The organism is Bacillus sp. FSL K6-2865, assembly GCF_040311405.1.
In the GTDB taxonomy this organism is placed as follows: Bacteria; Bacillota; Bacilli; order Bacillales; family Bacillaceae; genus Bacillus; species Bacillus velezensis.
Genome location: NZ_CP152036.1, coordinates 1,719,549 through 1,743,286 on the forward strand (window position 1 = coordinate 1,719,549; position 23,738 = coordinate 1,743,286).

Consider the following 23,738-nt stretch of genomic DNA (forward strand, 5'->3'; position numbering starts at 1 on the left):
GAGGGATGTTTTTCTGGGGAAAGAAGGAGTATTGATTGATGAAACAGACAGCGCTCGTAACCGGAGCAAGCGGCGGAATCGGACAAAGTATAAGTGAAGTCCTCGCAAAAAACGGATATGACGTCCTTTTGCATTATCATTCTAATAAGGAAGCCGCACACAAGCTTGCGGAAAGGCTGAGCGCATCATTCGGCGTAAAAACCTCCGTTATTCAGGCGGATCTGTCCTCACCGGATGGCGCGGAGACACTCAGCCGTTCCGTTAAGCAGCCTGTGGACGCTCTGATATTAAACAGCGGCAAAAGTCATTTCGGCCTGATTACGGACGTTATGGATGACACGGCGCGGGAGATGGTGCAGCTGCATGTGACGAGTCCGTTTCTTTTGGCGCGTAATCTGGTGCCCGGCATGATCCGGAAAAAAAGCGGGGGCATCGTCGCGATCGGTTCCGTCTGGGGAGAAACAGGCGCATCGTGCGAGGTATTATACAGCATGGTCAAAGGAGCGCAGCATTCGTTCGTCAAAGCGCTTGCCAAAGAGCTCGCTCCGAGCGGCGTCCGCGTGAATGCAGTCTCGCCGGGTGCCGTTGATACAAATATGCTTGATCAGTTCACGTCTGATGAAAAAGAAGCGTTGACAGAGGAAATTCCCGCGGGCCGGCTGGCAAAGCCGGAGGAAATCGCCGAAGCGGCGGCCTTTTTATTATCGGACAAGGCTTCCTATATTACGGGGCATATATTATCCGTAAACGGCGGCTGGCACTGCTGAAAAAAATGTGTGTATAGTTTGCATCTGTACGGACAAAATAATTTTGTAACAACAGATGAAATGGAGGAACCCAACATGTCAGTATTAGAAAACTGGGATAATTGGAAGAATTTCCTTGGCGACAGATTGAACTATGCGCAGGAAAAAGGGATGAGTGATGATACGATCACTGACCTCGCTACAGAAATCGGCGGCTACCTTGCGAACGAAGTCGACTCGAAAAACCATCAGGAAAAAGTGCTTGCTGATCTTTGGAGTGTTGCTTCTGAAGATGAACAGCGCGCCATCGCAAATATGATGGTGAAGCTTGTTGAAAATAACAGCACTCATTAAGAGGGGGGATTTCTCCTCTCTTTTTTTATGTTTTCCTCTATAGAGCAACATTCTTCTTTCTAATTAGAGAAAAATGTTTTATGATAAAGGAAGGTAAAAATTTGCCACAATGGAGGGGGTATATCATTTGGCAAAGCTCGAATGGTATTTTGAATATGAAATTCAAGTGAACCGCCCCGGCCTGCTCGGGGATATTTCATCTCTTCTCGGGATGCTGTCAATTAATATTGTCACAATTAACGGTGTCGACCTTTCCAGAAGGGGAATGCTGCTCAGATGCCGGCATATAGATCAAATTAAACGATTGGAATCAATTTTAAAAACAATGGAGACCATTAAAGTAACGAAGCTGAGAGAACCGAGGCTTCGCGACCGTCTCGCAGTCCGCCACGGAAGATACATTCAGCGTGATGCCGATGACAAAAAAACCTTCCGTTTTGAAAGGGACGAGCTCGGTCTTCTGGTTGACTTTATGGCCGAGCTGTTTAAAAAAGAAGGGCACAAACTGATCGGAATCCGGGGAATGCCGAGGGTCGGGAAAACGGAGTCCATCGTTGCGTCAAGCGTTTGTGCCAGCAAAAGATGGCTTTTCGTATCATCAACGCTGCTAAAACAAACGATCCGGAGCCAACTGGTTGCCGATGAATACAGCACGGAAAACGTGTTTATCCTCGACGGCATCGTTTCGACAAGACGGGGATCTGAGCGCCATCTTCAGCTCGTCAGTGAAATTATGCGGCTTCCGGCGACAAAGGTCGTGGAGCACCCTGATATTTTTGTTCAAAATTCGGAGTATACGCTCGATGATTTCGATTATATTATCGAACTCAGAAATGATCCTGACGAAGTCATTACATATGAACATGCAGAAGAACCGCAAATGTTTGATCAGACCGGTTTTTCAAGCTTTGATTTTTAATATTGGAAGGTGTTTGTTGTGACAGAATTAGCAATCCGGCTTAAAGAAGCCAGAGAGGAAAAAGGGATGTCGTTGGATGAACTCCAGGCGGCGACGAAAATTCAGAAAAGATACTTAACCGCTCTGGAAGAAGGCAATTATGACGTCATTCCCGGCAATTTTTATGTGCGGGCGTTTATCAAGCAATACGCTGAAGCTGTCGGGCTTGATTCAGATCAGTTATTTGAAGAATATAAAAAAGACATCCCTAACACGTACCATGACGATGTGTCGGAAAAAATCTCCGGTCTCGCCATGCAAAGGGAGCTTCCTAAGTCCGCTTCAAAGGCGGCGGAATGGCTTCCGACCGTCCTTGTCGTCATCGGTGTCATTATCGTCATCGCGATCATTTATGCGATTATTCAGCTCGGAATGAGCAAATCCGGGCAGACAGACGGAGATAAAGCCGTCACCCAAAGTGAGAGCAAGTATGAGATTCCTAAGGATTCTGCGCTGAAAAACGACGGCAATACAAATGACGAAGCGCAATCTGACAGCAAGAAAGACAAAAAGGACACAAAAGCGTCAGAGCAGAAAAAGAAAGAAAAAAGCAGTGAAAAGACAGAGATCAAAGCGGCCGGAACGGAAGGCTCGGCTTCTTCATACAACGTCTCCGGGACAGATAAGTATAAGCTTGAACTGATTGCTTCTGACAGCGCATGGATCCGCGTCCGTGATGACAGCGGCGGTTCTTTAAAAGAAGGAACGCTGCAAAAAGGCGAAACCTTTAAAAAAGACGTCACGGATCAAAAGCAGATTGAAATCCGCACGGGCTATGCCCCTAACCTGAAAATTAAAATCAACGGAGAGGTTCTGTCCTATGAACTCAATCCGCATGATGTGATGGCGCAGACCATCACAATCAAGATGAAAAAATAAAAGGGGAAAAAGTCATCTGAACGATTAAGATGACTTTTTCTTCACGTCCGAGTACATATATTGGAGGGGCTTTATGTTTAACTTACCGAATAAAATCACACTGGCAAGAATCGCTTTAATTCCTGTATTTATGATTATCATGCTTGTTCCTTTTCAGTGGGGCAGTGTTCATATAGGGGATGAATCGATTCCGGTCGCGCATCTTACGGGAGCTGTTTTGTTCATTATCGCATCAACGACTGACTGGGTGGATGGCTACTACGCCAGAAAACTGAACCTCGTGACAAACTTCGGGAAATTTTTAGATCCGCTGGCTGACAAACTGCTGGTGTCCGCGGCATTAATTACGCTTGTGCAGTTTGATCTTGCGCCGGCGTGGATGGTCATCATCATCATCAGCCGCGAATTTGCCGTAACGGGATTAAGACTTGTGCTGGCGGGAACGGGGGAAGTTGTAGCCGCCAATATGCTGGGGAAAATTAAAACATGGGCTCAGATCATCGCTGTTGCCGCGCTTTTGCTGCATAATCTTCCGTTTGAGCTCGTTTCTTTCCCGTTCGGCGATATCGCTTTATGGGTGGCCGTGCTCTTCACAGTCATTTCCGGCTGGGATTATTTTGCGAAGAACTGGGTTGCGTTAAAAACATCTAACTAAGAAAGAAGGACTTAAAGATGGAAATAGCAAAAAAAGCAGAAATCATTGCAGTCGGCTCGGAGCTTCTGCTCGGCCAGATCGCCAATACGAACGCGCAGTTTATCAGTAAAGAGCTGGCGGAAATCGGTGTAAACGTGTTTTATCATACCGCTGTCGGTGACAATCCGGAGCGGCTTAAGCAAGTCATCCGCATTGCCGAAGAGCGCTCAGACCTGATTATTTTTTCAGGCGGCCTCGGACCGACCAAGGACGATTTGACGAAAGAAACCATTGCAAACACACTGGGGCGTCCGCTCGTTCTGAATGACGAAGCATTCCGGTCGATCGAAGAATATTTCGCGAAAACAAAACGGACCATGTCGCCGAATAACCGCAAACAGGCGCTCGTCATTGAGGGCTCAGACGTTTTGGCGAATCATTTCGGCATGGCGCCTGGAATGCTTGCAGAGCACGGCTCAAGGCTTTATATGCTGCTTCCCGGGCCGCCGAGCGAGCTGCGTCCGATGTTTGAAAATGAAGCGAAGCCGCTGCTTCTTAAAAGGCTCGGTTCTAATGAGAAAATCGTTTCAACCGTGCTGCGGTTTTTCGGAATCGGTGAATCCCAGCTTGAAGCTGATTTAGAAGATATTATTGATGCGCAGACGAACCCGACGATTGCGCCGCTCGCTGCTGACGGAGAGGTCACGCTGCGTTTAACGGCGAAACATGCGGACGAAAAAGAAACAGAACGGCTTTTAAAAGAAACGGAAGCCGCCATTTTAGAACGTGTCGGTGAATTTTTCTACGGATATGATGATACGTCTCTGGTGAAGGAGCTTTCAAAAGCATGCAGACAAAACGGAATTACGATTTCTTCTGCCGAAAGCTTTACAGGCGGCCTGTTTTCAGAGTGGGTGACTGATTTAAGCGGTGCGTCTCAACTATTTGCAGGGGGCGTTGTCTGTTATTCCGACAGCGTGAAACAGCATGTGCTCGGCGTGAAAGCTGAGACGCTCGCAGAAAGCGGAGCGGTCAGCAAAGAGTGTGCGAAAGAGCTTGCAGCCGGTGTGAGAAAGCTGACCGGAAGCGATATCGGCATCAGCTTTACCGGGGTGGCGGGTCCCGACCCGCAGGAAGGGCATGCGCCGGGCCGCGTCTTCATCGGCATTGCGGCGGAAGGAAAAGAAGAGGTGCACGAATTTAACTTTGCCGGCTCAAGAACCGGAATCAGAAAGCGCGCCGCTAAATACGGCTGCCATCTCATTTTGAAAATGCTGGATCAAAAATAAAGTTTTAAAGAGGCGTTTTCTCTGATTTTTAAGTTTTACAAGGGAAATTATGCTCTTTTGCAGAAAAGCGAACGCGGAAAAAATCCGAATATGCGTTCGCTTTTTTCTTGGCAAATGCCAGTAAACAAGGTATAGTATATGTAGTGGCAAGATAAAGGAGGAAAAAATAAATGAGTGATCGTCAGGCAGCCTTAGATATGGCTCTTAAGCAAATAGAAAAACAATTCGGCAAAGGTTCCATCATGAAGCTCGGAGAAAAAACGGATACAAGAATTTCAACGGTGCCAAGCGGTTCCCTTGCACTTGATACCGCTCTCGGAATAGGCGGATACCCGCGCGGACGGATTATTGAAGTATACGGACCTGAAAGCTCAGGTAAAACGACTGTAGCGCTTCACGCAATCGCTGAGGTTCAGGAAAAAGGCGGACAGGCAGCATTTATTGATGCTGAGCATGCTCTTGATCCTGTTTACGCGCAAAAGCTCGGTGTCAATATCGAAGAGCTTCTGCTTTCTCAGCCGGATACGGGAGAGCAGGCGCTAGAGATTGCTGAAGCGCTGGTGCGAAGCGGAGCTGTTGATATCGTAGTCGTTGACTCTGTTGCGGCGCTTGTTCCAAAAGCTGAAATTGAAGGTGACATGGGTGATTCACACGTCGGTTTACAGGCGCGTCTCATGTCTCAGGCGCTCCGTAAGCTTTCCGGCGCCATCAATAAATCTAAAACAATCGCAATCTTTATTAACCAGATTCGTGAAAAAGTCGGCGTTATGTTCGGAAATCCGGAGACGACACCGGGCGGCCGCGCGCTGAAATTCTATTCTTCCGTGCGCCTTGAAGTGCGCCGTGCCGAGCAATTAAAGCAGGGCAACGACGTGATGGGGAATAAAACGAGAATTAAAGTCGTAAAAAACAAAGTCGCTCCTCCGTTCCGTACGGCTGAAGTGGACATTATGTACGGTGAAGGAATCTCCAAAGAAGGGGAAATCATCGACCTTGGAACTGAACTGGATATCGTGCAAAAAAGCGGTTCGTGGTATTCTTATGAAGAAGAACGCCTCGGTCAGGGCCGTGAAAACGCCAAGCAGTTCTTAAAAGAAAATAAAGACATCATGCTGATGATTCAGGAACAAATCCGTGAACATTACGGTTTAGACAATAACGGTGTAACGGACAAAGCGGAAGAAGTTCAGGAAGAGATGGAATTAGAAGAATAAAAGCACGATCAAAAGGGCGGAATAAGCAATTTCCGCTCTTTTTTTGTGTGTTTAAAAAAACACTGGCTGTTTCGGAAAATTTTATCTGAAATGTTACAACTTTTTTCACCCTTCACTCGTCTAACATCATGGCGAAAGTTGAAATTATATCTGAGGAGGAAAAAAGATGACGAGCCCCCGCCGCACAAGAATTAACAAAAAAAGAAAGAAGAAGCTGATGAAAACGGGAGGGCTGTTTCTTTTTCTGCTGCTTGTCACTGTTTTTATTATGATCTGGACCGTCACGGCGCATCACCGGGAGAAGGAATCCGTTAAAAACGCTCCCGCCGCTCAATCTGATACTTCAAAAGACCAGACTCAACAGAAAAAAGAAAAGACGCAAAAAGAGAAAACACCTAAATCAATCGATCACAATAAACAGATCAGCAATTACTTGCAACAGATCGGGTTCAGCGGCACGGCAATGATCGTAAAAGATGGAAAAGTTGTGCTGAAAAAAGGCTTTGGCTATGCGGACCGAAAACAAAAAATTAAAAACAATCCGGAGACATCATATTATATCGGTTCTTCACAAAAAGCGTTAATCGCGACGGCTGTCCTGCAGCTTGAAGAAAAAGGGCTGCTGCAGACGAGTGACCCCGTCAGTACATACTTGCCGAATTTTCCTAACGGCACGCGCATTACATTGAAAAACCTGCTCAATCATACGTCCGGCATAAACGGGCATATTGAGGGACAGGGACCGATTTCTCCAATTGATTTAATCAAGGATATAGAATACCGCGGAATTAAACGGCAGCCCGGGGTTTGGGATTACAGGGATTCCAACTATTCAGTGCTTGCTTATATCGTATCTCAGGTCAGCGGGGAGTCTTATGAACAATATATAAAAGAACACGTGTTCAAACCGGCCGGAATGAAGCATGCCGGATTTTACAAAACATTTGCCAAAGCCAAATATCCTGCCGTCGGCTACAAAGTCGATGAGAGCGGCAGTCTTGTAACGCCGCACCTTTTGGACTTATCGCAGCTGTACGGGGCGGGCGACATGTATATGAGCGCTGAAGATCTCTATAAATTTGATAAAGCGATCGTAAACGGCACGCTCCTTTCAAAAGAAGGTTTCACAAAAATGTTTACAGCAGGAAGCAGTGCCGCTTACGGCATGGGGTTTTACATTGATCCGGGAAGCTATTCCAATCACGGTGTTATGCCCGGTTACAACATTTTGAACAGCTTCAGCCATTCGGCAAGCAAATATGTCATATTACTGTCAAACATTCAGAATAACGCCAAATTAGGACAGGTAAACAATAGAATTTACCAATTGCTTAACCAGGCGGACTGACAGAGCCGTCATTCACGAAAAGCGGATGAAGGTATGGTATGATATATACATGGGCGACGATCCGAGCTGAAGGCGAATCGTTAAGCTGGCAAGCTTGACAAGTATTTCCGACACAATTACAATGAAGTTGTAACATTTGTTTTTTTAACATGATTGTTAAACCATTTAAACTTGACAAGGGCATGAGAGACTCATTCCCTGTGAAGGTTCTGTATGTTGAGAAAATCAGACAATGTACATGCCGGCACTTATTTAAGCAAAAACCAAGTTCATAGCAAGAGGAGGTGAAAGTATGACCCCAATGACGGTTCTCATCTCCATTTTGCTGACTCTGCTCGGTTTAGTTGTTGGCTACTATGTTCGTAAAACCATTGCCGAAGCAAAGATTGCGGGCGCACGCGGTGCTGCCGAGCAAATCCTTGAAGATGCAAAGCGTGATGCTGAAGCACTGAAAAAAGAAGCTCTGCTTGAAGCAAAGGACGAAATCCATACACTTCGAATAGATGCTGAACAGGAAGTTCGTGAAAGACGAAATGAGCTTCAAAAACAAGAAAACCGTTTACTTCAAAAAGAAGAAAATCTTGACCGTAAACATGAAGGAATTGATAAACGGGAAGCGATGTTGGAGAAGAAAGATCATTCTCTGAATGAACGACAACAACATATTGAAGAGATGGAAAGCAAAGTGGATGAGATGATTCGTATGCAGCAGTCAGAACTCGAACGCATTTCGAGCCTGACACGGGATGAAGCGAAACAAATCATTCTTGACCGGGTTGAAAATGAGCTTTCACATGACATCGCCATCATGACAAAAGAAACCGAAAACCGTGCGAAAGAAGAGGCAGATAAAAAGGCGAAAAACATTCTGTCGCTTGCTTTGCAGCGCTGTGCAGCAGATCATGTTGCCGAAACGACGGTATCGGTCGTCAATCTTCCGAATGATGAGATGAAAGGACGTATCATCGGGCGTGAAGGGCGTAACATTCGTACGCTTGAAACGCTTACAGGTATTGACCTGATTATTGATGACACACCTGAAGCAGTCATTCTTTCCGGATTTGATCCGATCAGACGGGAGACGGCAAGAATCGCTCTTGATAAACTCGTTCAGGATGGCCGTATTCACCCGGCGCGCATTGAAGAAATGGTTGAAAAATCCCGCCGTGAGGTAGATGACTATATCCGGGAAATGGGTGAGCAGACGACGTTTGAAGTCGGCGTTCACGGACTCCACCCGGATCTGATCAAGATCCTCGGCCGGTTGAAATTCCGTACAAGCTACGGGCAGAACGTACTGAAACATTCTATGGAAGTTGCGTTTTTAGCAGGTTTAATGGCTTCCGAGCTTGGAGAAGATGCAAAGCTTGCCAAGCGGGCCGGTCTTTTGCATGACATCGGAAAAGCAATTGACCATGAAGTGGAAGGAAGCCACGTGGAAATCGGAGTGGAGCTTGCGACCAAATATAAAGAGCATCCAGTCGTCATTAACAGTATTGCGTCACACCACGGAGACGAAGAGCCGACTTCCATTATCGCCGTTCTGGTCGCTGCCGCTGATGCACTGTCAGCCGCAAGACCGGGCGCGAGAAGTGAAACGCTCGAAAACTATATCCGCAGACTTGAAAAGCTTGAAGAAATCTCCGAGTCTTACGAAGGTGTTGAAAAATCATTTGCGATTCAGGCCGGCCGTGAAGTTCGCATCATGGTGAAGCCGGACTCCATTAATGATTTAGAAGCCCATCGTTTGGCACGTGATATCCGTAAACGAATTGAGGACGAGCTTGATTATCCGGGCCACATTAAAGTGACCGTAATCAGAGAAACTCGAGCCGTAGAGTATGCAAAATAAAGTGATGCTTAGCGCATCACTTTATTTTTTTGAGTCCCTGAAAAGGAAGGAATGGAATGTATGAGAATTTTATTTATCGGAGATGTTGTCGGTTCCCCGGGCCGCGACATGGTAAAAGAATATGTCCCGAAACTGAAAGCAAAACATAAACCGCATTTTACAATTATTAACGGAGAAAATGCAGCACACGGAAAAGGACTGACGGAAAAGATCTACCACAGCCTGATGGAAGCGGGAGCAGATGCCATTACAATGGGAAACCATACGTGGGATAAAAGAGAGATCTTCGACTTTATTGATGATGTGCCGCATCTTGTCCGGCCGGCGAATTTCCCGGAAGGTACGCCGGGCAAAGGCATTACTTATATTAAATCGAACGGAAAAGAGCTTGCCGTCATTAATTTACAGGGGCGGACGTTTCTTCCGCCGCTTGATGATCCGTTTGCTAAAGCGGATGAATTAATAGAAGAAGCGAAAAAGCGCACGCCGTACATTTTTATTGATTTTCACGCCGAAGCGACAAGCGAAAAAATTGCGATCGGCTGGTACACAGACGGAAGAGCCTCTGCCGTGGTAGGCACCCATACACACGTGCAAACGGCAGATAACCGCATTTTGCCGAAAGGAACGGCATATATTACTGATGTAGGCATGACGGGTCCGTACGACGGAATTCTCGGTATGGACAGAGAAACGGTCATCAAGCGGTTTAAAACCAATCTTCCCGTCCGGTTTACGGTGGCGGAAGGTAAAACTACGCTGAGCGGAGTGCTCATTGACATCGACGATCAAACGAAAAAGGCCGTAAATATCGAACGGATATTAATCAATGATGACCATATGTTCTTTGAATAGGTGATCATGTGTTTATTTTATAAAAATATTAAAAGGAAAAGCAGGAATATAGCAACTTCTTAGTGAATATAGTAGAAATGGAAGGTAGCCCGCTATTTTTGAAAAGCATTGTGGGGATGGCTTTTTGGATAGCAACATCTAATAATGATTGTTCTAATGAACACTCACTTATCCATTGTAAAACTAAGGGGGAGCAGAAATGGAAATCTTAAAAGTTTCAGCAAAATCAAGTCCAAATTCAGTAGCAGGCGCGCTTGCCGGTGTATTGAGGGAACGCGGAGCCGCCGAAATTCAAGCAATTGGGGCGGGCGCCTTAAACCAGGCTGTTAAAGCGGTTGCGATTGCCAGAGGCTTTGTCGCGCCAAGCGGCGTAGATTTGATTTGTATTCCGGCTTTTACAGATATACAGATTGACGGAGAAGAAAGAACGGCGATTAAGTTAATCGTCGAACCCCGTTAAAAACAAAAACATGACATTCTCAACCTGCTTGCGTAAGGCGAGCGGGTTGTTTTTATTGTTGTCATATTTTCTCACAATATTATATTGATAGTACGAAGAGATGATAAATGGCTTTATTCATATAATATTCAAAAAAAATCCCGCCCATTTTTCCGGACGGAAGCAGTTGTTTTCTCGGAGTGGACACTGGTATTTACCTCCTTTTTATATCATGTTACAATCCAGTTATTACAGTGTTTTTTCGAGGAGGAGTGTACGTGTTGGGAGGAAAGATGAAAGCTATCGTCAAAAATGAAAACGCTTTCGGAGCAACTCTGAAAGAAATTCCCATACCTTCCATTAATGGGAATGAAGTTCTCATTAAAGTACAGGCCGCATCTATATGCGGTACAGATGTGCATATTTATAATTGGGATCAATGGGCGCAGAAACGAATCAAAACACCTCAAGTATTCGGACATGAATTCAGCGGTATCATAGCGGAAACGGGCAAGCACGTCACAAATGTCAAAATAGGTGACTACGTTTCGGCTGAAACCCACTTCGTCTGCGGTACTTGTGTTCCTTGTTTAACAGGAAAACATCATGTGTGCACCCATACAAAGATCCTCGGCGTAGATACAGCCGGTTCCTTCGCTGAATATGTCAAAGTGCCGGCTCGAAATGTTTGGAAAAATCCCGCTGATATGGACCCCGCCGTCGCTTCTGTTCAAGAGCCGCTTGGCAACGCGGTGCATACGGTGCTGGAAAGCAGCCAGCTTGCGGGCGGTTCCGCTGCAATTATCGGCTGCGGACCGATCGGGCTGATGGCGGTGGCAGTGGCTAAAGCGGCCGGTGCATCCCGTATTGCGGCCATTGATAAAAATAATTACAGGCTGGCTCTTGCGAAGAAATTGGGAGCCACGATCACCATTTCAGCTGATAAGGAAGATCCGCTTGAGGTGATCGATACCTTAACAGGCGGAGAAGGGATCGACCTTGTCTGCGAAATGTCAGGCCACCCGGCAGCTATCGCACAAGGATTAAAGATGGCGGCCAACGGGGGAAGGTTCCATATGCTGAGTCTGCCGGAACGTCCGGTGACGGTTGACCTGACAAATGACGTGGTGTTTAAAGGACTTACCGTCCAAGGCATCACAGGCAGAAAAATGTTTGAAACATGGCGGCAGGTATCGCACCTGCTTGAATCCGGCCTTGTTGATCTGACGCCGGTGATCACGCATCAGTTTCCGCTTGAAGACTTTGAAAAAGGGTTTGACCTGATGAGAAAGGGCCAGTGCGGCAAAGTCATTTTGATTCCATAAGGGGAGGGTTCTATAATGAAAGAATTTGAATTTCTAAAAGCAGAGCTTGATAAAATGAAAGAAAATAAAACGTGGCAGCAAATGAAACAAATTGAAACGAAGCAGGGTTCGTCGGTGGAAGTCAAAGGGGAAAACGTGATACAGCTTTCATCGAACAATTATCTCGGTATGACGTCGCATCCAAGGCTTGTCGAAGCGGCCAAACGCGCCGCGGAAGAATTCGGAGCGGGTACGGGGTCCGTCCGGACAATCGCCGGAACATTCACAATGCACAATGAGCTGGAGAAAAAATTGGCAAACTTTAAAAAAACAGAAGCGGCACTTGTTTTTCAATCGGGGTTCACAACGAATCAGGGCGTCTTATCAAGCATTCTTACAAAAGAAGATATCGTGATCTCTGACGAACTGAACCATGCTTCCATTATTGACGGGATCAGGCTGACGAAAGCAGATAAAAAGGTGTACCGCCATGTTGATATGGACGATTTGGAAAGGGTGCTGAAAAAATCAATGAATTACCGCATGCGCCTGATCGTCACCGACGGCGTATTCTCAATGGACGGCAACATCGCTCCTTTGCCTGACATCGTCAAACTTGCAGAGGCGTACGATGCCTTTGTGATGGTCGACGACGCGCATGCTTCCGGCGTACTCGGAAAAAACGGAAGGGGAACGGTTAATCACTTCGGGCTTGACGGAAGAGTCCACATACAGGTGGGCACATTAAGCAAAGCCATCGGAGTGCTTGGCGGTTATGCCGCAGGGTCGCAGGTTCTGATCGATTACCTGCGCCATAAAGGGCGTCCTTTCTTATTCAGCACTTCTCATCCGCCTGCGGTAACGGCCGCATGTATAGAAGCCATTGACGTCCTGCTGGAAGAGCCGGAGCATATGGAAAAGCTATGGGAGAACACGGCGTATTTCAAAGACAAACTGGTTCAAATGGGGCTGACCCTCACAAAAAGCGAAACACCGATCGTGCCGATATTAATAGGGGAGGAAGAAAAAGCCCAGGCATTATCAGACCTTTTATTGACCCGCGGCGTCTTTGCACAAAGCATCGTGTATCCGACGGTCGCCCAAGGAAAAGCGAGAATCCGCACCATTATTACGGCGGAGCATACAAAAGAGGAGCTTGACCGGGCCCTGGAAGTAATCCGTTCAGCCGCAAAAGAGCTGCAGCTTGTGTAAGGGGGAAATGATTCCCTCTTTTTTATTTCTTATTGATTCTTATTCTCAATAAGGTGTACAATAATAGGCTGGCGGTTGTGTCATACGCTTTTAACCAGTATACTTGAGGGTGGAAGTTTCGGTTGAAAGGAGACATTCGAACATGAATGAAAAGCAAAAGCAGGAAAGCGGACAAGTGAATCCGGCGGACAAAACATCCGAAAAGGATTACAGCAAGTATTTTGAAGCCGTATATATTCCGCCTTCTTTAAAAGATGCGAAAAAACGGGGCAAAGAATCCGTTCAATATCATAACGATTTTAAAATCTCAGAAGAATTTAAAGGCCTCGGTGAAGGCAGGAAATTTTATATCCGCACGTACGGATGCCAAATGAACGAGCATGATACGGAAGTCATGGCGGGTATTTTTATGGCGCTCGGTTATGAAGCGACAAATTCGGTTGATGACGCGAACGTTATTTTATTAAACACTTGCGCTATCCGGGAAAATGCTGAAAACAAAGTGTTCGGCGAGCTCGGCCATTTAAAGGCGCTCAAAAAAAATAACCCGGACTTGATTCTCGGCGTCTGCGGCTGCATGTCACAGGAAGAATCAGTCGTAAACCGCATCCTTAAGAAGCACCCGTTTGTCGATATGATTTTCGGCACGCACAACATTCACCGTCTGCCGGAACTGTTATCAGAGGCATATTTATCAAAAGAGATGGTCATTGAAGTGTGGTCGAAGGAAGGGGATGTCATTGAAAACCTTCCGAAAGTCCGCAACGGAAAAATTAAAGGCTGGGTCAACATTATGTACGGCTGTGACAAGTTCTGCACATACTGCATCGTACCGTATACCCGCGGAAAAGAACGAAGCCGCCGTCCTGAGGAAATTATCCAGGAAGTCAGAAGACTTGCAAGCGAAGGCTATAAAGAAATCACACTGCTCGGTCAAAACGTGAATGCGTACGGAAAAGATTTTGAGGATATGACGTACGGTCTCGGTGATTTAATGGACGAACTGCGTAAAATTGATATTCCGAGAATCCGATTCACGACGAGTCATCCGCGTGACTTTGATGATCATCTGATCGAAGTGCTCGCCAAAGGCGGCAACCTTCTTGACCATATCCATCTTCCGGTTCAATCAGGAAGCTCAGCGATGTTAAAAATGATGGCGCGCAAATATGACAGAGAACGCTATCTGGAGCTTGTCGGAAAAATTAAAGCGGCGATGCCGAACGCTTCACTGACGACCGATATTATTGTCGGTTTTCCGAATGAAACCGATGAACAATTTGAAGAAACGCTTTCGTTATATCGCGAAGTGGAATTTGACAGCGCATATACGTTTATTTACTCTCCTCGTGAAGGCACGCCGGCAGCGAAGATGAAAGACAATGTTCCGATGAGGGTCAAGAAAGAACGTCTTCAGCGCCTCAATGATTTGGTGAAAGAAATTTCAGCCAAAAAAATGAAGGAATATGAAGGCAGGACTGTCGAAGTATTAGTTGAGGGAGAAAGCAAAAATAACCCTGACATTCTTGCCGGCTATACGGAAAAAAGCAAGCTCGTCAACTTCAAAGGGCCGAAAGACGCCATCGGCAAGATTGTACGCGTCAAAATCGAACAGGCGAAAACATGGTCGCTTGACGGTGTGATGGCAGGAGAAGCAATCGAGGTGAAATAATAATGACGCTTTACTCAAAGAAAGACATTGTACAGCAGGCTAGGAACCTTGCGAAAATGATTTCTGAAACAGAAGAAGTTGATTTTTTCAAACGCGCCGAGGCGCAGATTAACGAAAATGAAAAAGTCTCTGCGATTATTAATCAGATTAAAACCCTGCAAAAGCAAGCCGTTAACCTGAAGCACTACGAAAAGCTTGAAGCGCTGAAACAAGTGGAAAGTAAAATTGACGCCCTGCAGGAAGAACTTGAAGGGATTCCGATCATTCAGGAATTCAGAGATTCCCAGATTGAGGTCAATGACCTTCTTCAGCTTGTCGCACATACGATCTCAAATCAGGTGACAAACGAAATCATTACATCTACCGGAGGCAACCTGCTGACGGGAGAAACCGGTTCAAAAGTAAAACATTCGAATAACAGCTGTTCTATTTAAACACGGGGCCTTCATCGGCCCGTGTTTTTTTGCTGGTTGAGAACTAATTGTAATATGTACTAAAGTTTCATTGACTCACCGTTTTGTCCCATTTTACTGGAAAGTTTTATCATACTTAAAGGTAAAGTTTCTGGGCAGGGCTGCATACAATGAAACAGAAACTTTGTATTTTTATATTTTTATTATAAAAATGCACATGAGACAAATGCCCAGCATAAGATAACACGAAGAAGAACAAGGAGGCCTGCCGGAATGTCTGAATACAGGGAAATTATTACGAAAGCGGTAGTTGCGAAAGGAAGAAAATTCACCCAATGCACCAACACGATCTCACCTGGAGAAAAACCGTCAAGTATATTGGGCGGCTGGATTATCAACCACAAGTACGATGCCGAAAAGATCGGGAAGACTGTAGAAATTGAAGGGTATTATGATATAAACGTCTGGTACTCTTACGCCGATAATACAAAAACGGAAGTTGTAACCGAGAGAGTAAAGTATGTCGATGTGATTAAACTCAGATACAGAGACACAAATTACTTAGATGACGAACACGAAGTCATTGCCAAAGTGCTGCAGCAGCCGAATTGTCTTGAAGTCACCATTTCTCCTAACGGAAATAAAATCGTGGTTCAGGCAGAGAGAGAATTTTTAGCAGAAGTGGTCGGTGAAACGAAAGTCGTCGTCGAAGTCAATCCTGACTGGGAAGAAGACGATGATGATGATTGGGAAGACGATCTTGATGAAGAATTAGAGGACATTAACCCTGAATTTTTAGTCGGAGATCCTGAAGAATAAGTTGAGGCTAGGGGAGTTTAACACCCCAAGTCTCTTTTTTATATATAAAGATATCACTCTTTTGTTTATGTTATAATGGGATTCGGATAAGAGAAGATACATAGTGAGGGATTAAATGATGGCTAGTTACACGCCTATGATACAGCAATACTTGAAGATAAAGGCAGAGCACCAAGATGCCTTTTTATTTTTTCGGCTTGGTGACTTTTATGAAATGTTTTTTGAAGATGCAAAAAAAGCGTCACAAGAGCTTGAAATTACACTGACAAGCAGAGACGGAGGTTCGGCTGATAAAATTCCGATGTGCGGCGTGCCGTATCATTCCGCGGCGGCTTATATTGAACAGCTGATTAAAAAGGGTTATAAAGTGGCGATCTGTGAGCAGACGGAAGATCCGAAGGCGGCTAAAGGCGTTGTGAAAAGAGAAGTCGTCCAGCTGATCACACCGGGAACCGTGATGGATGGAAAAGGCATTCATGAATCGGAAAACAACTTTATCGCTTCCGTTTCCGAATTCCGTGACGGATACGGTCTCGCTTTATCGGACTTAACGACCGGAGAAAACCTGGCCGTATTTATTGAGCGGATTGAAGATGTCATGTCAGAAATTTACTCAGTCGGCGCAAAGGAAATTGTCGTATCGAGCAAGTTTAACGAACATACAGCTGCTCAGCTGAAAGAACGGTGCGGCGCCACGATTTCCATCGAAGACGGGGAAATAACAGAACGCATTGAAATCGCAAAGCACTTGCCGGGCGAAGAGCTGACAGAGACGTTTATGCGTTTATATACGTATTTGCAGAAAACGCAAAAACGGAGCCTGGATCATCTGCAGCCGGTTCATGTATATGAATTGGAAGAAGCGATGAAAATTGACCTGTATTCAAAACGGAATCTTGAGCTGACGGAAACGATCCGTTCGAAAAGCAAAAAAGGGTCATTGCTTTGGCTTTTAGACGAGACGAAAACAGCGATGGGCGGCCGGCTTCTCAAACAATGGATTGACCGCCCGCTGATCAGGGCATCCCAAATCGAAGAACGCCAGGAAATGGTCGAGACGCTGATCAATCATCTGTTTGAGCGTGAAGATCTGCGAGAGCGCCTGAAAGAAGTATACGATTTAGAACGTCTGGCGGGCCGGGTCGCATTCGGAAACGTCAACGCAAGGGATTTAATCCAGCTGAAAGAATCTTTAAAACAAGTGCCGAGCATCAAAGAGCTTGTAGGGTCTCTTAACCATAAAAAAGCAAAAGAACGCGCCGGCTTGATTGATCCGTGCGGAGATTTGCTTGACCTGTTAGAAGAAGCCCTTCATGAAAACCCGCCGTTATCGTTAAAAGAAGGCAATTTAATTAAAGACGGCTATCATCAGAAGCTCGATGAGTACCGTGACGCCAGCAAAAACGGTAAAGACTGGATTGCCAGACTGGAGCAGCAGGAACGCGCTTATACGGGCATCCGTTCATTAAAGGTCGGTTTCAATAAAGTGTTCGGCTATTATATTGAAGTCACAAAAGCAAACCTTCATCTGCTTGAAGACGGACGGTATGAGCGGAAGCAGACCCTCACAAACGCCGAACGGTACATTACGCCGGAATTGAAGGAAAAAGAAGCGCTTATTTTAGAAGCGGAAAACAACATCTGCGAGCTGGAATATGAGCTTTTTGCCGGACTGCGTGAAAAGGTGAAACAATTTATTCCGCGCTTGCAGCGTCTTGCCAAACAAATGAGTGAGCTTGACGCACTGCAATGCTTTGCTACGATCAGTGAAAACAGGCATTACACAAAGCCCGTCTTTTCTGATAATGAAGTAAAAGTCATTGAAGGGAGACACCCCGTCGTTGAAAAGGTGATGGACAGTCAAGAATACGTGCCGAACAACTGCCTGATGGGCGATTCGCGGGAAATGCTCCTGATTACGGGTCCGAATATGTCAGGTAAAAGCACGTACATGAGACAGATCGCACTTTTATCGATCATGGCCCAGATCGGCTGTTTTGTGCCTGCAAAAGAAGCGGTTCTGCCGATTTTTGATCAAATCTTCACGAGAATCGGGGCAGCGGATGATTTGATTTCCGGACAAAGCACCTTTATGGTGGAAATGCTGGAAGCGAAAAACGCGATTGTGAACGCCACAAAAGACAGCCTGATCCTGTTTGATGAAATCGGCCGCGGGACATCAACGTACGACGGAATGGCGCTGGCACAGGCGATTATTGAGTATGTCCATGATCATATCGGCGCTAAAACACTGTTCAGCACGCATTATCATGAGCTGACGGTGCTTGAAGATAAGCTTCCTCAGCTGAAAAACGTTCATGTGCGCGCAGAGGAATATAACGGAACGGTCGTGTTTCTCCATCAAATCAAAGAAGGAGCCGCAGATAAAAGTTACGGCATTCATGTCGCCCAGCTTGCCGAGCTCCCGGACGATCTGATCAGCCGCGCGCAGGAGATTTTGAAACAGCTTGAGCAGACGGGAGATAAACCGGAGCTTCCGGCGGTATCTGAGAAAAAGTCCGCCGTCAGAGAAGAACCGGCACAGCTGTCCTTTTTTGCTGACGGTGAAAAAGAACAGAAGGCACCGGCTGTTTCTAATAAAGAAAAACAAGTGCTTGAAGCTTTTAAGTCAATCAATATTCTCGATATGACGCCGCTTGAGGCGATGAATGAAATGTACAAGCTGCAAAAAAAATTAAAATAGAAAGAGGTGACGGACTTGGCAAAAGTCATCCAGCTCTCAGATGAACTCTCAAATAAAATAGCGGCCGGCGAGGTGGTCGAACGGCCTGCCTCAGTCGTTAAAGAATTGGTGGAAAACGCCATCGACGCAAACAGCACAGTCATTGAAATCGACATAGAGGAAGCGGGGCTTTCGTCGATTCGGGTGCTCGATAACGGCGAAGGGATGGAAACCGATGATTGCAAGCGGGCTTTCCGCCGCCACGCGACCAGTAAAATCAAAGATGAAAACGACCTGTTCCGGGTGAGAACACTCGGTTTCCGCGGAGAAGCTTTGCCAAGTATCGCGTCTGTTTCTCATCTGGAAATCAAAACGAGTATCGGCGAGGGAGCGGGAGCCCATCTCATTCTTCAGGGCGGGAATATCATTTCTGAGCAGAAATCCTCCAGCAGAAAAGGAACGGAAATTATCGTTACCAACCTGTTTTTCAATACACCCGCCAGATTGAAATATATGAAAACCGTGCATACGGAGCTCGGCAATATTACGGATGTTGTCAACCGGATCGCTCTTGCGCATCCGGAAGTATCGATCCGTCTCCGCCATCAGGGGAAAAATCTGCTGCAGACAAACGGTAACGGGGATGTGCGCCATGTGCTGGCCGCAATTTACGGGACGGCGGTTGCGAAAAAAATGATACCGCTCCATGTCAGCTCGCTTGATTTTGAAGTCAAGGGCTACATTGCGCTTCCGGAAATCACGCGTGCATCCAGAAACTACATGTCATCTGTCATTAACGGAAGATACATTAAGAATTTCCCGCTTGTAAAAGCGGTGCATGAGGGCTATCACACACTACTGCCGATCGGCCGCCATCCGATTACGTTTATCGAAATTACGATGGACCCGATTTTGGTCGATGTCAATGTCCATCCCTCGAAGCTTGAAGTCCGCCTCAGCAAAGAGACGGAGCTGCATGAGCTGATCCGTGACGGGATAAAGGAAGTGTTTCAAAAGCAGCGGCTTATTCCGAGCGCCCAGCTCCCGAAAAAATCCGCGCCGGCACCGGCCAAAAACGAACAGCAATTTATGACATTCGAGGAAAGCGCGCCTGAGCGGAAACTTCCTGAAAAAACGCCGGAGCCGTCTTACTCACCAATGAAGCTGAGTTCGGTCGTAAAAGAGCCTGAGCCGGTAATAATAGAAGAAGAGATCCTCCCGAATGAAGCGGATCACGATGTGCCGCCGGAGATCGGCATGCCCGAAACGGAAGCGCCTGTTTCCGATACTCCGGAACCGGAAGCTGTCTCTGAAGAAATACGTGAAGAAAGAGTTCCGGTGATGTATCCGATCGGCCAAATGCACGGGACATATATTTTAGCCCAAAACGAAAACGGCTTGTATATCATTGACCAGCATGCGGCCCAAGAACGGATTAAATACGAATATTTCCGGGAGAAAGTCGGGCAGGTCGAGCCTGAAGTGCAGGATATGATCGTGCCGCTCACCTTTCATTATGCGGCAAATGAAGCGCTGATCATTGACCAGCATCAGCATGAGCTTGAAAGCGTCGGAGTATTTTTAGAAGCATTCGGCACGAACAGCTACATCGTTCGCTGCCATCCGGCCTGGTTTCCAAAAGGGGAAGAAGCTGAACTGATTGAAGAAATCATTCAGCAGGTGCTTGACGCCAAACAGATCGATATTAAAAAACTGCGGGAGGAAGCGGCCATTATGATGAGCTGCAAAGGCTCAATCAAAGCGAACCGCCATTTGCGAAACGATGAAATCAAAGCGCTCTTGGACGACCTGCGCCGAACGACAGACCCGTTCACATGCCCGCACGGCAGGCCGATTATAATTCACCACAGTACGTATGAGATGGAGAAGATGTTTAAGCGTGTGATGTAGCAGGGTTCTGTGTGGGTTGTACCCTTCGTGCCCACATTTTGCCCACGGATTTTAGCTGTTTAGGTATTCATCAAACCGGTTAATGCTGAATATCTTTTCGGCCGCAAAAGGATCAACAAGCCTATTTCCCGGTCGATGGCCTTTAAAATTTTAAGGGTTGCCGCTGAGCATGTCGGTTTGGATGATATAGGCACGCACATGCTGAGGAAAACATTCGGGTACCATTTTTACAAGCAAACAAAAGATGTTGCCATGCTGCAGGAGATTTTTAATCACTCGGACCAGCGGACAACCCTTCGATACATTGGAATCAATCAGGATGCCATGAACAACGCCATGAAGAAATTCAAGATATAAACAGGCTCATCTCATAACAAGATGAGTCTTTTTTCTGCATATTTTTATTGATTCCCTTCAAAAAGCAAACGTGGAATTCATTTTAGGGATATCGCTTGAAAACAAGGGTGGAAAGGGCTGACGGTACTTCGGGCAGTTGCACAGTATATAACATATGGGTAATTCGTGGATTTTGTGGATAAATGGAAAATTTGGGTGTTTTTTTGTGGTATCATCGTGTTACAGGAGGTGAGCGGCATGACTGTGGCAGAGCAAAAAGGAATGTACTAAAAAGATTTTGGCAGAAAGATGGCACGATAACTGCACACCATTTTGTTTTAGATAAGGTATTATGGTAATAGGTAATAAACAGATAGGGCCATTCCTACAATTCCAAACAAGAATGTCTGTGAAGTAAGAGCTATTGAAATGAATAAGAATAAAAAATACTCTGCGTGGTATAGAGGTGGATACATAATTTATGGATTCAAAAGAAAAACAATTATTTTATTACTATTACGAAAAGTTTAGGAATTCCACATTTGAAGAATATGATGTTTATGCTTTTTTAATTTTAATAAGGCGACATTGCCCTGATAATAGAAGTATAAACGAACTTGCAGATTTTATAGCTCATAGAGATAAAAGTAGAGGATATATAAAAGAGTATTTGGAAGAATTAAAAGATAAATTTAATAAAATATATAATAATTCCGTTGAAAAACAGATGAAAATTAAAGTTGAAGAAGTGTTTACTTTCAAAGAAATAAAAAATGGTTTGAATTCTGTTTTTAAAAAATTCAATTTAGAGGAATTAAACATAGATATTATTAATGACTTTTTGCTATGCAGACATTAAAATTTATCACAAGAAAAAAGAAATAGGTAAGTTGAGTTTAGGTATTACTAGTAAGAAAATAGTATTAGTAGGTTCGGTTAAAGTTTCGAAAGAACAAAAAGAAATTATTGATGTGGTATTCCCTGTCCTTAGCTGTAAAAATAATTATAAAAGAATAAAAAAGTTGGATAAATTTGATAGTCCTTATACATTTCCAAAAATAATATGTGTTAAAAGAATAAATGGAAAGCTTGAAATTGAGTAACTATAGGATATATTGTTATGCGCCTTTTTAAAAGGGCGTTTTTATTTTGTGAATTATGAACGGAGGTGAAATAGCTTGACGCCAAAGCCACTAAAGGAATGCGCTTCCGTGGTTGCCGTGCTCTTTAACCGGGATAGGTACTGTGAAGCACACAAGACACAACAACAAGAAGAAACAAAACATTACAACAAAAATTCAAGAAACAAAACAACAACAAGTTTTTACAAATCAACTGCATGGAAAAGAACAAGACAACTTGCTTTGATAAGAGGCAATTATCTCTGTCAGCATTGTTTGAAAGATCACTGCTTCACTCCGGCTGATATGGTGCATCATATTGTGGAAGTAAAGCAAGATTGGTCAAAACGATTAGACATAAAGAACCTTGAAAGCTTGTGTAACGCCTGTCACAACAAGGCTCACGGCAGCAAGGGCAAGTGACCCTCCCGCTAACAAATCTTTGAAAGGGAAACGAACGGAGAACGGCGCTCCCCCTTCTGCAAACAAACACCGCTTTTCAAAGTTCCGGAAACAGCAGAAAGCCCCCTCAGCAAATTTGCCGAGAGGGCTTGGTACGACTGGTTTTGTTGTTGATTTCATCGTAACACGAAGGAATGAAATCCTCCCTTAATGAGAGGGCTTTTTTCATTTAAATTGATTAATAACTTAAAGGTTGAGAATAGTTTCTCGCACTGACCTTCATCTTTTCACCGGATCTTTTGTAAGAGACTTTTGCTAGGGTTTCGTTTTCGTCTATGTATGGAGCTTTCCAAAATACAGAGATTTCACTAACGCTTTTGTCTTCTATTGCTGTGCGAGCAGCTAAATCATCACTATATAATTCAATCATTTTCTTAGTTCTTGCTAATGAATTTTTTAAATCAAAGGACAAGTGAACCAGTGCAATGTTTTGACCGTTTTCTTTAGTTCCAAGATCCTGATTGACTTCAATATCTTCGACAGAAACGTTATGTAGGTGTTCATTTACTAATTCTTTAATTTTATTTTCGGGGTTTTCCGTTACATCCACATACGGTGAGTCATCTAATTCTGATTGATCACTTTTAGTAATTAACCCATATTCACTTTTAACACTTAACTTATCATCAACAAAATGAAGAGATACCGTTGCATCATTTTCCAAGCCGTCCTCTCCATCAAAATCATAATCTGGTGATGAATATTTATTAATTTTATATTCAGATTTCGCTTTCCCGCCAACAATTTTTTTGACTTCATCATAAGTCATATCTTCTCTTATTTTTTTATATTCGCCTGGCGTAATGGTCGCAATAGGTTCATCTTCATATTTAAGAAAATGCTTATTAATGAACCCTATTGAAAGTAATATAACGATACATGTAAGAGACAGCCGAAGTCCAGTTCTTCTTGTTTTTCCCGGAACCAGCAATATTACCCCAATAAATGCCCCTATAACCATGAAACCACCAAACAATGCAATAAATAAAGCCATAATGATCTCCTCTCCTATCTGCGAACATAAACATTTTAAAACAAAAGAGGAAGGATTTCCATACTTGCAAGAGTTTGCTGTCACTGAAGATGAACCTGGAAGCACAATAAAAAAAGCAAGGGGTCTTTTTGTATGGTCCCGAATTTTTCATTGAATATTACTTGTGAAAAATCTCTTAAAGAGCAAGATGATTCTCATGGGAAGAGATGGGGGAAGAATTTGAATAAAAATTGGAATTTGGAG

The 23,738-nt window shown here is 44.8% G+C and carries 22 protein-coding genes and 1 pseudogene; 22 read left to right on the forward strand and 1 reads right to left on the reverse strand.

The window, feature by feature from the left end; genetic code table 11:
- Positions 1-38 precede the first annotated feature (38 nt).
- The 22 genes and pseudogenes from NYE42_RS08555 to NYE42_RS08660 all read left to right on the forward strand — a co-directional run bounded on the left by NYE42_RS08555 (position 39) and on the right by NYE42_RS08660 (position 22,462).
- Positions 39-767 carry an SDR family oxidoreductase gene (locus tag NYE42_RS08555; protein ID WP_342497364.1) on the forward strand — a complete coding sequence of 243 codons (729 nt, stop codon included), beginning with the start codon at positions 39-41 and terminating at the stop codon, positions 765-767.
- Between the two features lie 75 nt (positions 768-842).
- A complete protein-coding gene (locus NYE42_RS08560; protein ID WP_144664689.1) occupies positions 843-1,100 on the forward strand; it encodes a DUF3243 domain-containing protein in 258 nt (85 codons plus the stop codon).
- A gap of 127 nt (positions 1,101-1,227) precedes the next feature.
- The gene (locus tag NYE42_RS08565; protein ID WP_003154149.1) at positions 1,228-2,019 is read left to right on the forward strand and encodes a YmfK family protein; all 792 of its coding nucleotides are present in this window, start codon (positions 1,228-1,230) and stop codon (positions 2,017-2,019) included.
- 18 nt (positions 2,020-2,037) lie between these two features.
- Positions 2,038-2,937, forward strand: coding sequence for a RodZ domain-containing protein (locus tag NYE42_RS08570; protein ID WP_144664688.1), 900 nt, complete (start codon positions 2,038-2,040; stop codon positions 2,935-2,937).
- 73 nt (positions 2,938-3,010) lie between these two features.
- Complete coding sequence (gene pgsA, locus NYE42_RS08575) at positions 3,011-3,592, forward strand: CDP-diacylglycerol--glycerol-3-phosphate 3-phosphatidyltransferase (RefSeq protein WP_352426895.1); 582 nt, start codon at positions 3,011-3,013, stop codon at positions 3,590-3,592.
- 17 nt (positions 3,593-3,609) lie between these two features.
- Positions 3,610-4,860 carry a competence/damage-inducible protein A gene (locus NYE42_RS08580; protein ID WP_015417497.1) on the forward strand — a complete coding sequence of 417 codons (1,251 nt, stop codon included), beginning with the start codon at positions 3,610-3,612 and terminating at the stop codon, positions 4,858-4,860.
- A 170-nt stretch (positions 4,861-5,030) separates the two neighbouring features.
- Positions 5,031-6,074 (forward strand): recombinase RecA, encoded by a 1,044-nt coding sequence (recA, locus tag NYE42_RS08585; protein ID WP_060675476.1) that lies wholly within the window; start codon positions 5,031-5,033, stop codon positions 6,072-6,074.
- A 166-nt stretch (positions 6,075-6,240) separates the two neighbouring features.
- Complete coding sequence (locus NYE42_RS08590) at positions 6,241-7,422, forward strand: serine hydrolase domain-containing protein (protein WP_352426896.1); 1,182 nt, start codon at positions 6,241-6,243, stop codon at positions 7,420-7,422.
- A gap of 292 nt (positions 7,423-7,714) precedes the next feature.
- Positions 7,715-9,274: a ribonuclease Y gene (rny, locus tag NYE42_RS08595; protein WP_003154140.1), complete on the forward strand. Its 1,560-nt coding sequence runs from the start codon at positions 7,715-7,717 to the stop codon at positions 9,272-9,274.
- A 60-nt stretch (positions 9,275-9,334) separates the two neighbouring features.
- The gene (locus NYE42_RS08600) at positions 9,335-10,129 is read left to right on the forward strand and encodes a TIGR00282 family metallophosphoesterase (protein ID WP_003154137.1); all 795 of its coding nucleotides are present in this window, start codon (positions 9,335-9,337) and stop codon (positions 10,127-10,129) included.
- Positions 10,130-10,328: 199 nt separating this feature from the next.
- Positions 10,329-10,589 carry a stage V sporulation protein SpoVS gene (gene spoVS / locus NYE42_RS08605; RefSeq protein WP_003154135.1) on the forward strand — a complete coding sequence of 87 codons (261 nt, stop codon included), beginning with the start codon at positions 10,329-10,331 and terminating at the stop codon, positions 10,587-10,589.
- Positions 10,590-10,846: 257 nt separating this feature from the next.
- Positions 10,847-11,893, forward strand: a complete 1,047-nt coding sequence (gene tdh / locus NYE42_RS08610) for an L-threonine 3-dehydrogenase (RefSeq protein WP_352426897.1) — start codon at positions 10,847-10,849, stop codon at positions 11,891-11,893.
- A 12-nt stretch (positions 11,894-11,905) separates the two neighbouring features.
- The gene (locus NYE42_RS08615) at positions 11,906-13,084 is read left to right on the forward strand and encodes a glycine C-acetyltransferase (protein WP_352427009.1); all 1,179 of its coding nucleotides are present in this window, start codon (positions 11,906-11,908) and stop codon (positions 13,082-13,084) included.
- 142 nt (positions 13,085-13,226) lie between these two features.
- Positions 13,227-14,756 carry a tRNA (N6-isopentenyl adenosine(37)-C2)-methylthiotransferase MiaB gene (gene miaB, locus NYE42_RS08620; protein WP_012117585.1) on the forward strand — a complete coding sequence of 510 codons (1,530 nt, stop codon included), beginning with the start codon at positions 13,227-13,229 and terminating at the stop codon, positions 14,754-14,756.
- A 2-nt stretch (positions 14,757-14,758) separates the two neighbouring features.
- A complete protein-coding gene (locus tag NYE42_RS08625; RefSeq protein ID WP_003154113.1) occupies positions 14,759-15,190 on the forward strand; it encodes a RicAFT regulatory complex protein RicA family protein in 432 nt (143 codons plus the stop codon).
- A 252-nt stretch (positions 15,191-15,442) separates the two neighbouring features.
- Complete coding sequence (gene cotE / locus NYE42_RS08630) at positions 15,443-15,988, forward strand: outer spore coat protein CotE (protein ID WP_003154111.1); 546 nt, start codon at positions 15,443-15,445, stop codon at positions 15,986-15,988.
- 118 nt (positions 15,989-16,106) lie between these two features.
- Complete coding sequence (gene mutS / locus NYE42_RS08635) at positions 16,107-18,692, forward strand: DNA mismatch repair protein MutS (RefSeq protein ID WP_342497480.1); 2,586 nt, start codon at positions 16,107-16,109, stop codon at positions 18,690-18,692.
- A gap of 15 nt (positions 18,693-18,707) precedes the next feature.
- Positions 18,708-20,582: a DNA mismatch repair endonuclease MutL gene (mutL, locus tag NYE42_RS08640; RefSeq protein ID WP_342497367.1), complete on the forward strand. Its 1,875-nt coding sequence runs from the start codon at positions 18,708-18,710 to the stop codon at positions 20,580-20,582.
- Positions 20,583-20,669: 87 nt separating this feature from the next.
- Positions 20,670-20,939 (forward strand): annotated as a pseudogene (locus tag NYE42_RS08645) (tyrosine-type recombinase/integrase); the annotation flags it as partial.
- Positions 20,940-21,399: 460 nt separating this feature from the next.
- The gene (locus NYE42_RS08650) at positions 21,400-21,777 is read left to right on the forward strand and encodes a hypothetical protein (protein WP_352426898.1); all 378 of its coding nucleotides are present in this window, start codon (positions 21,400-21,402) and stop codon (positions 21,775-21,777) included.
- A gap of 31 nt (positions 21,778-21,808) precedes the next feature.
- Positions 21,809-22,021 (forward strand): hypothetical protein, encoded by a 213-nt coding sequence (locus NYE42_RS08655; protein WP_352426899.1) that lies wholly within the window; start codon positions 21,809-21,811, stop codon positions 22,019-22,021.
- 75 nt (positions 22,022-22,096) lie between these two features.
- On the forward strand, positions 22,097-22,462 hold the full coding sequence (locus NYE42_RS08660; RefSeq protein ID WP_094032445.1) for an HNH endonuclease: 366 nt from the start codon (positions 22,097-22,099) through the stop codon (positions 22,460-22,462).
- 217 nt (positions 22,463-22,679) lie between these two features.
- On the opposite strand, the gene NYE42_RS08665 is transcribed toward NYE42_RS08660, so the two are convergent.
- Entirely contained in the window at positions 22,680-23,495 is an 816-nt protein-coding gene (locus NYE42_RS08665; protein ID WP_094032446.1) for a hypothetical protein, read from the reverse strand.
- Positions 23,496-23,738 lie beyond the last annotated feature (243 nt).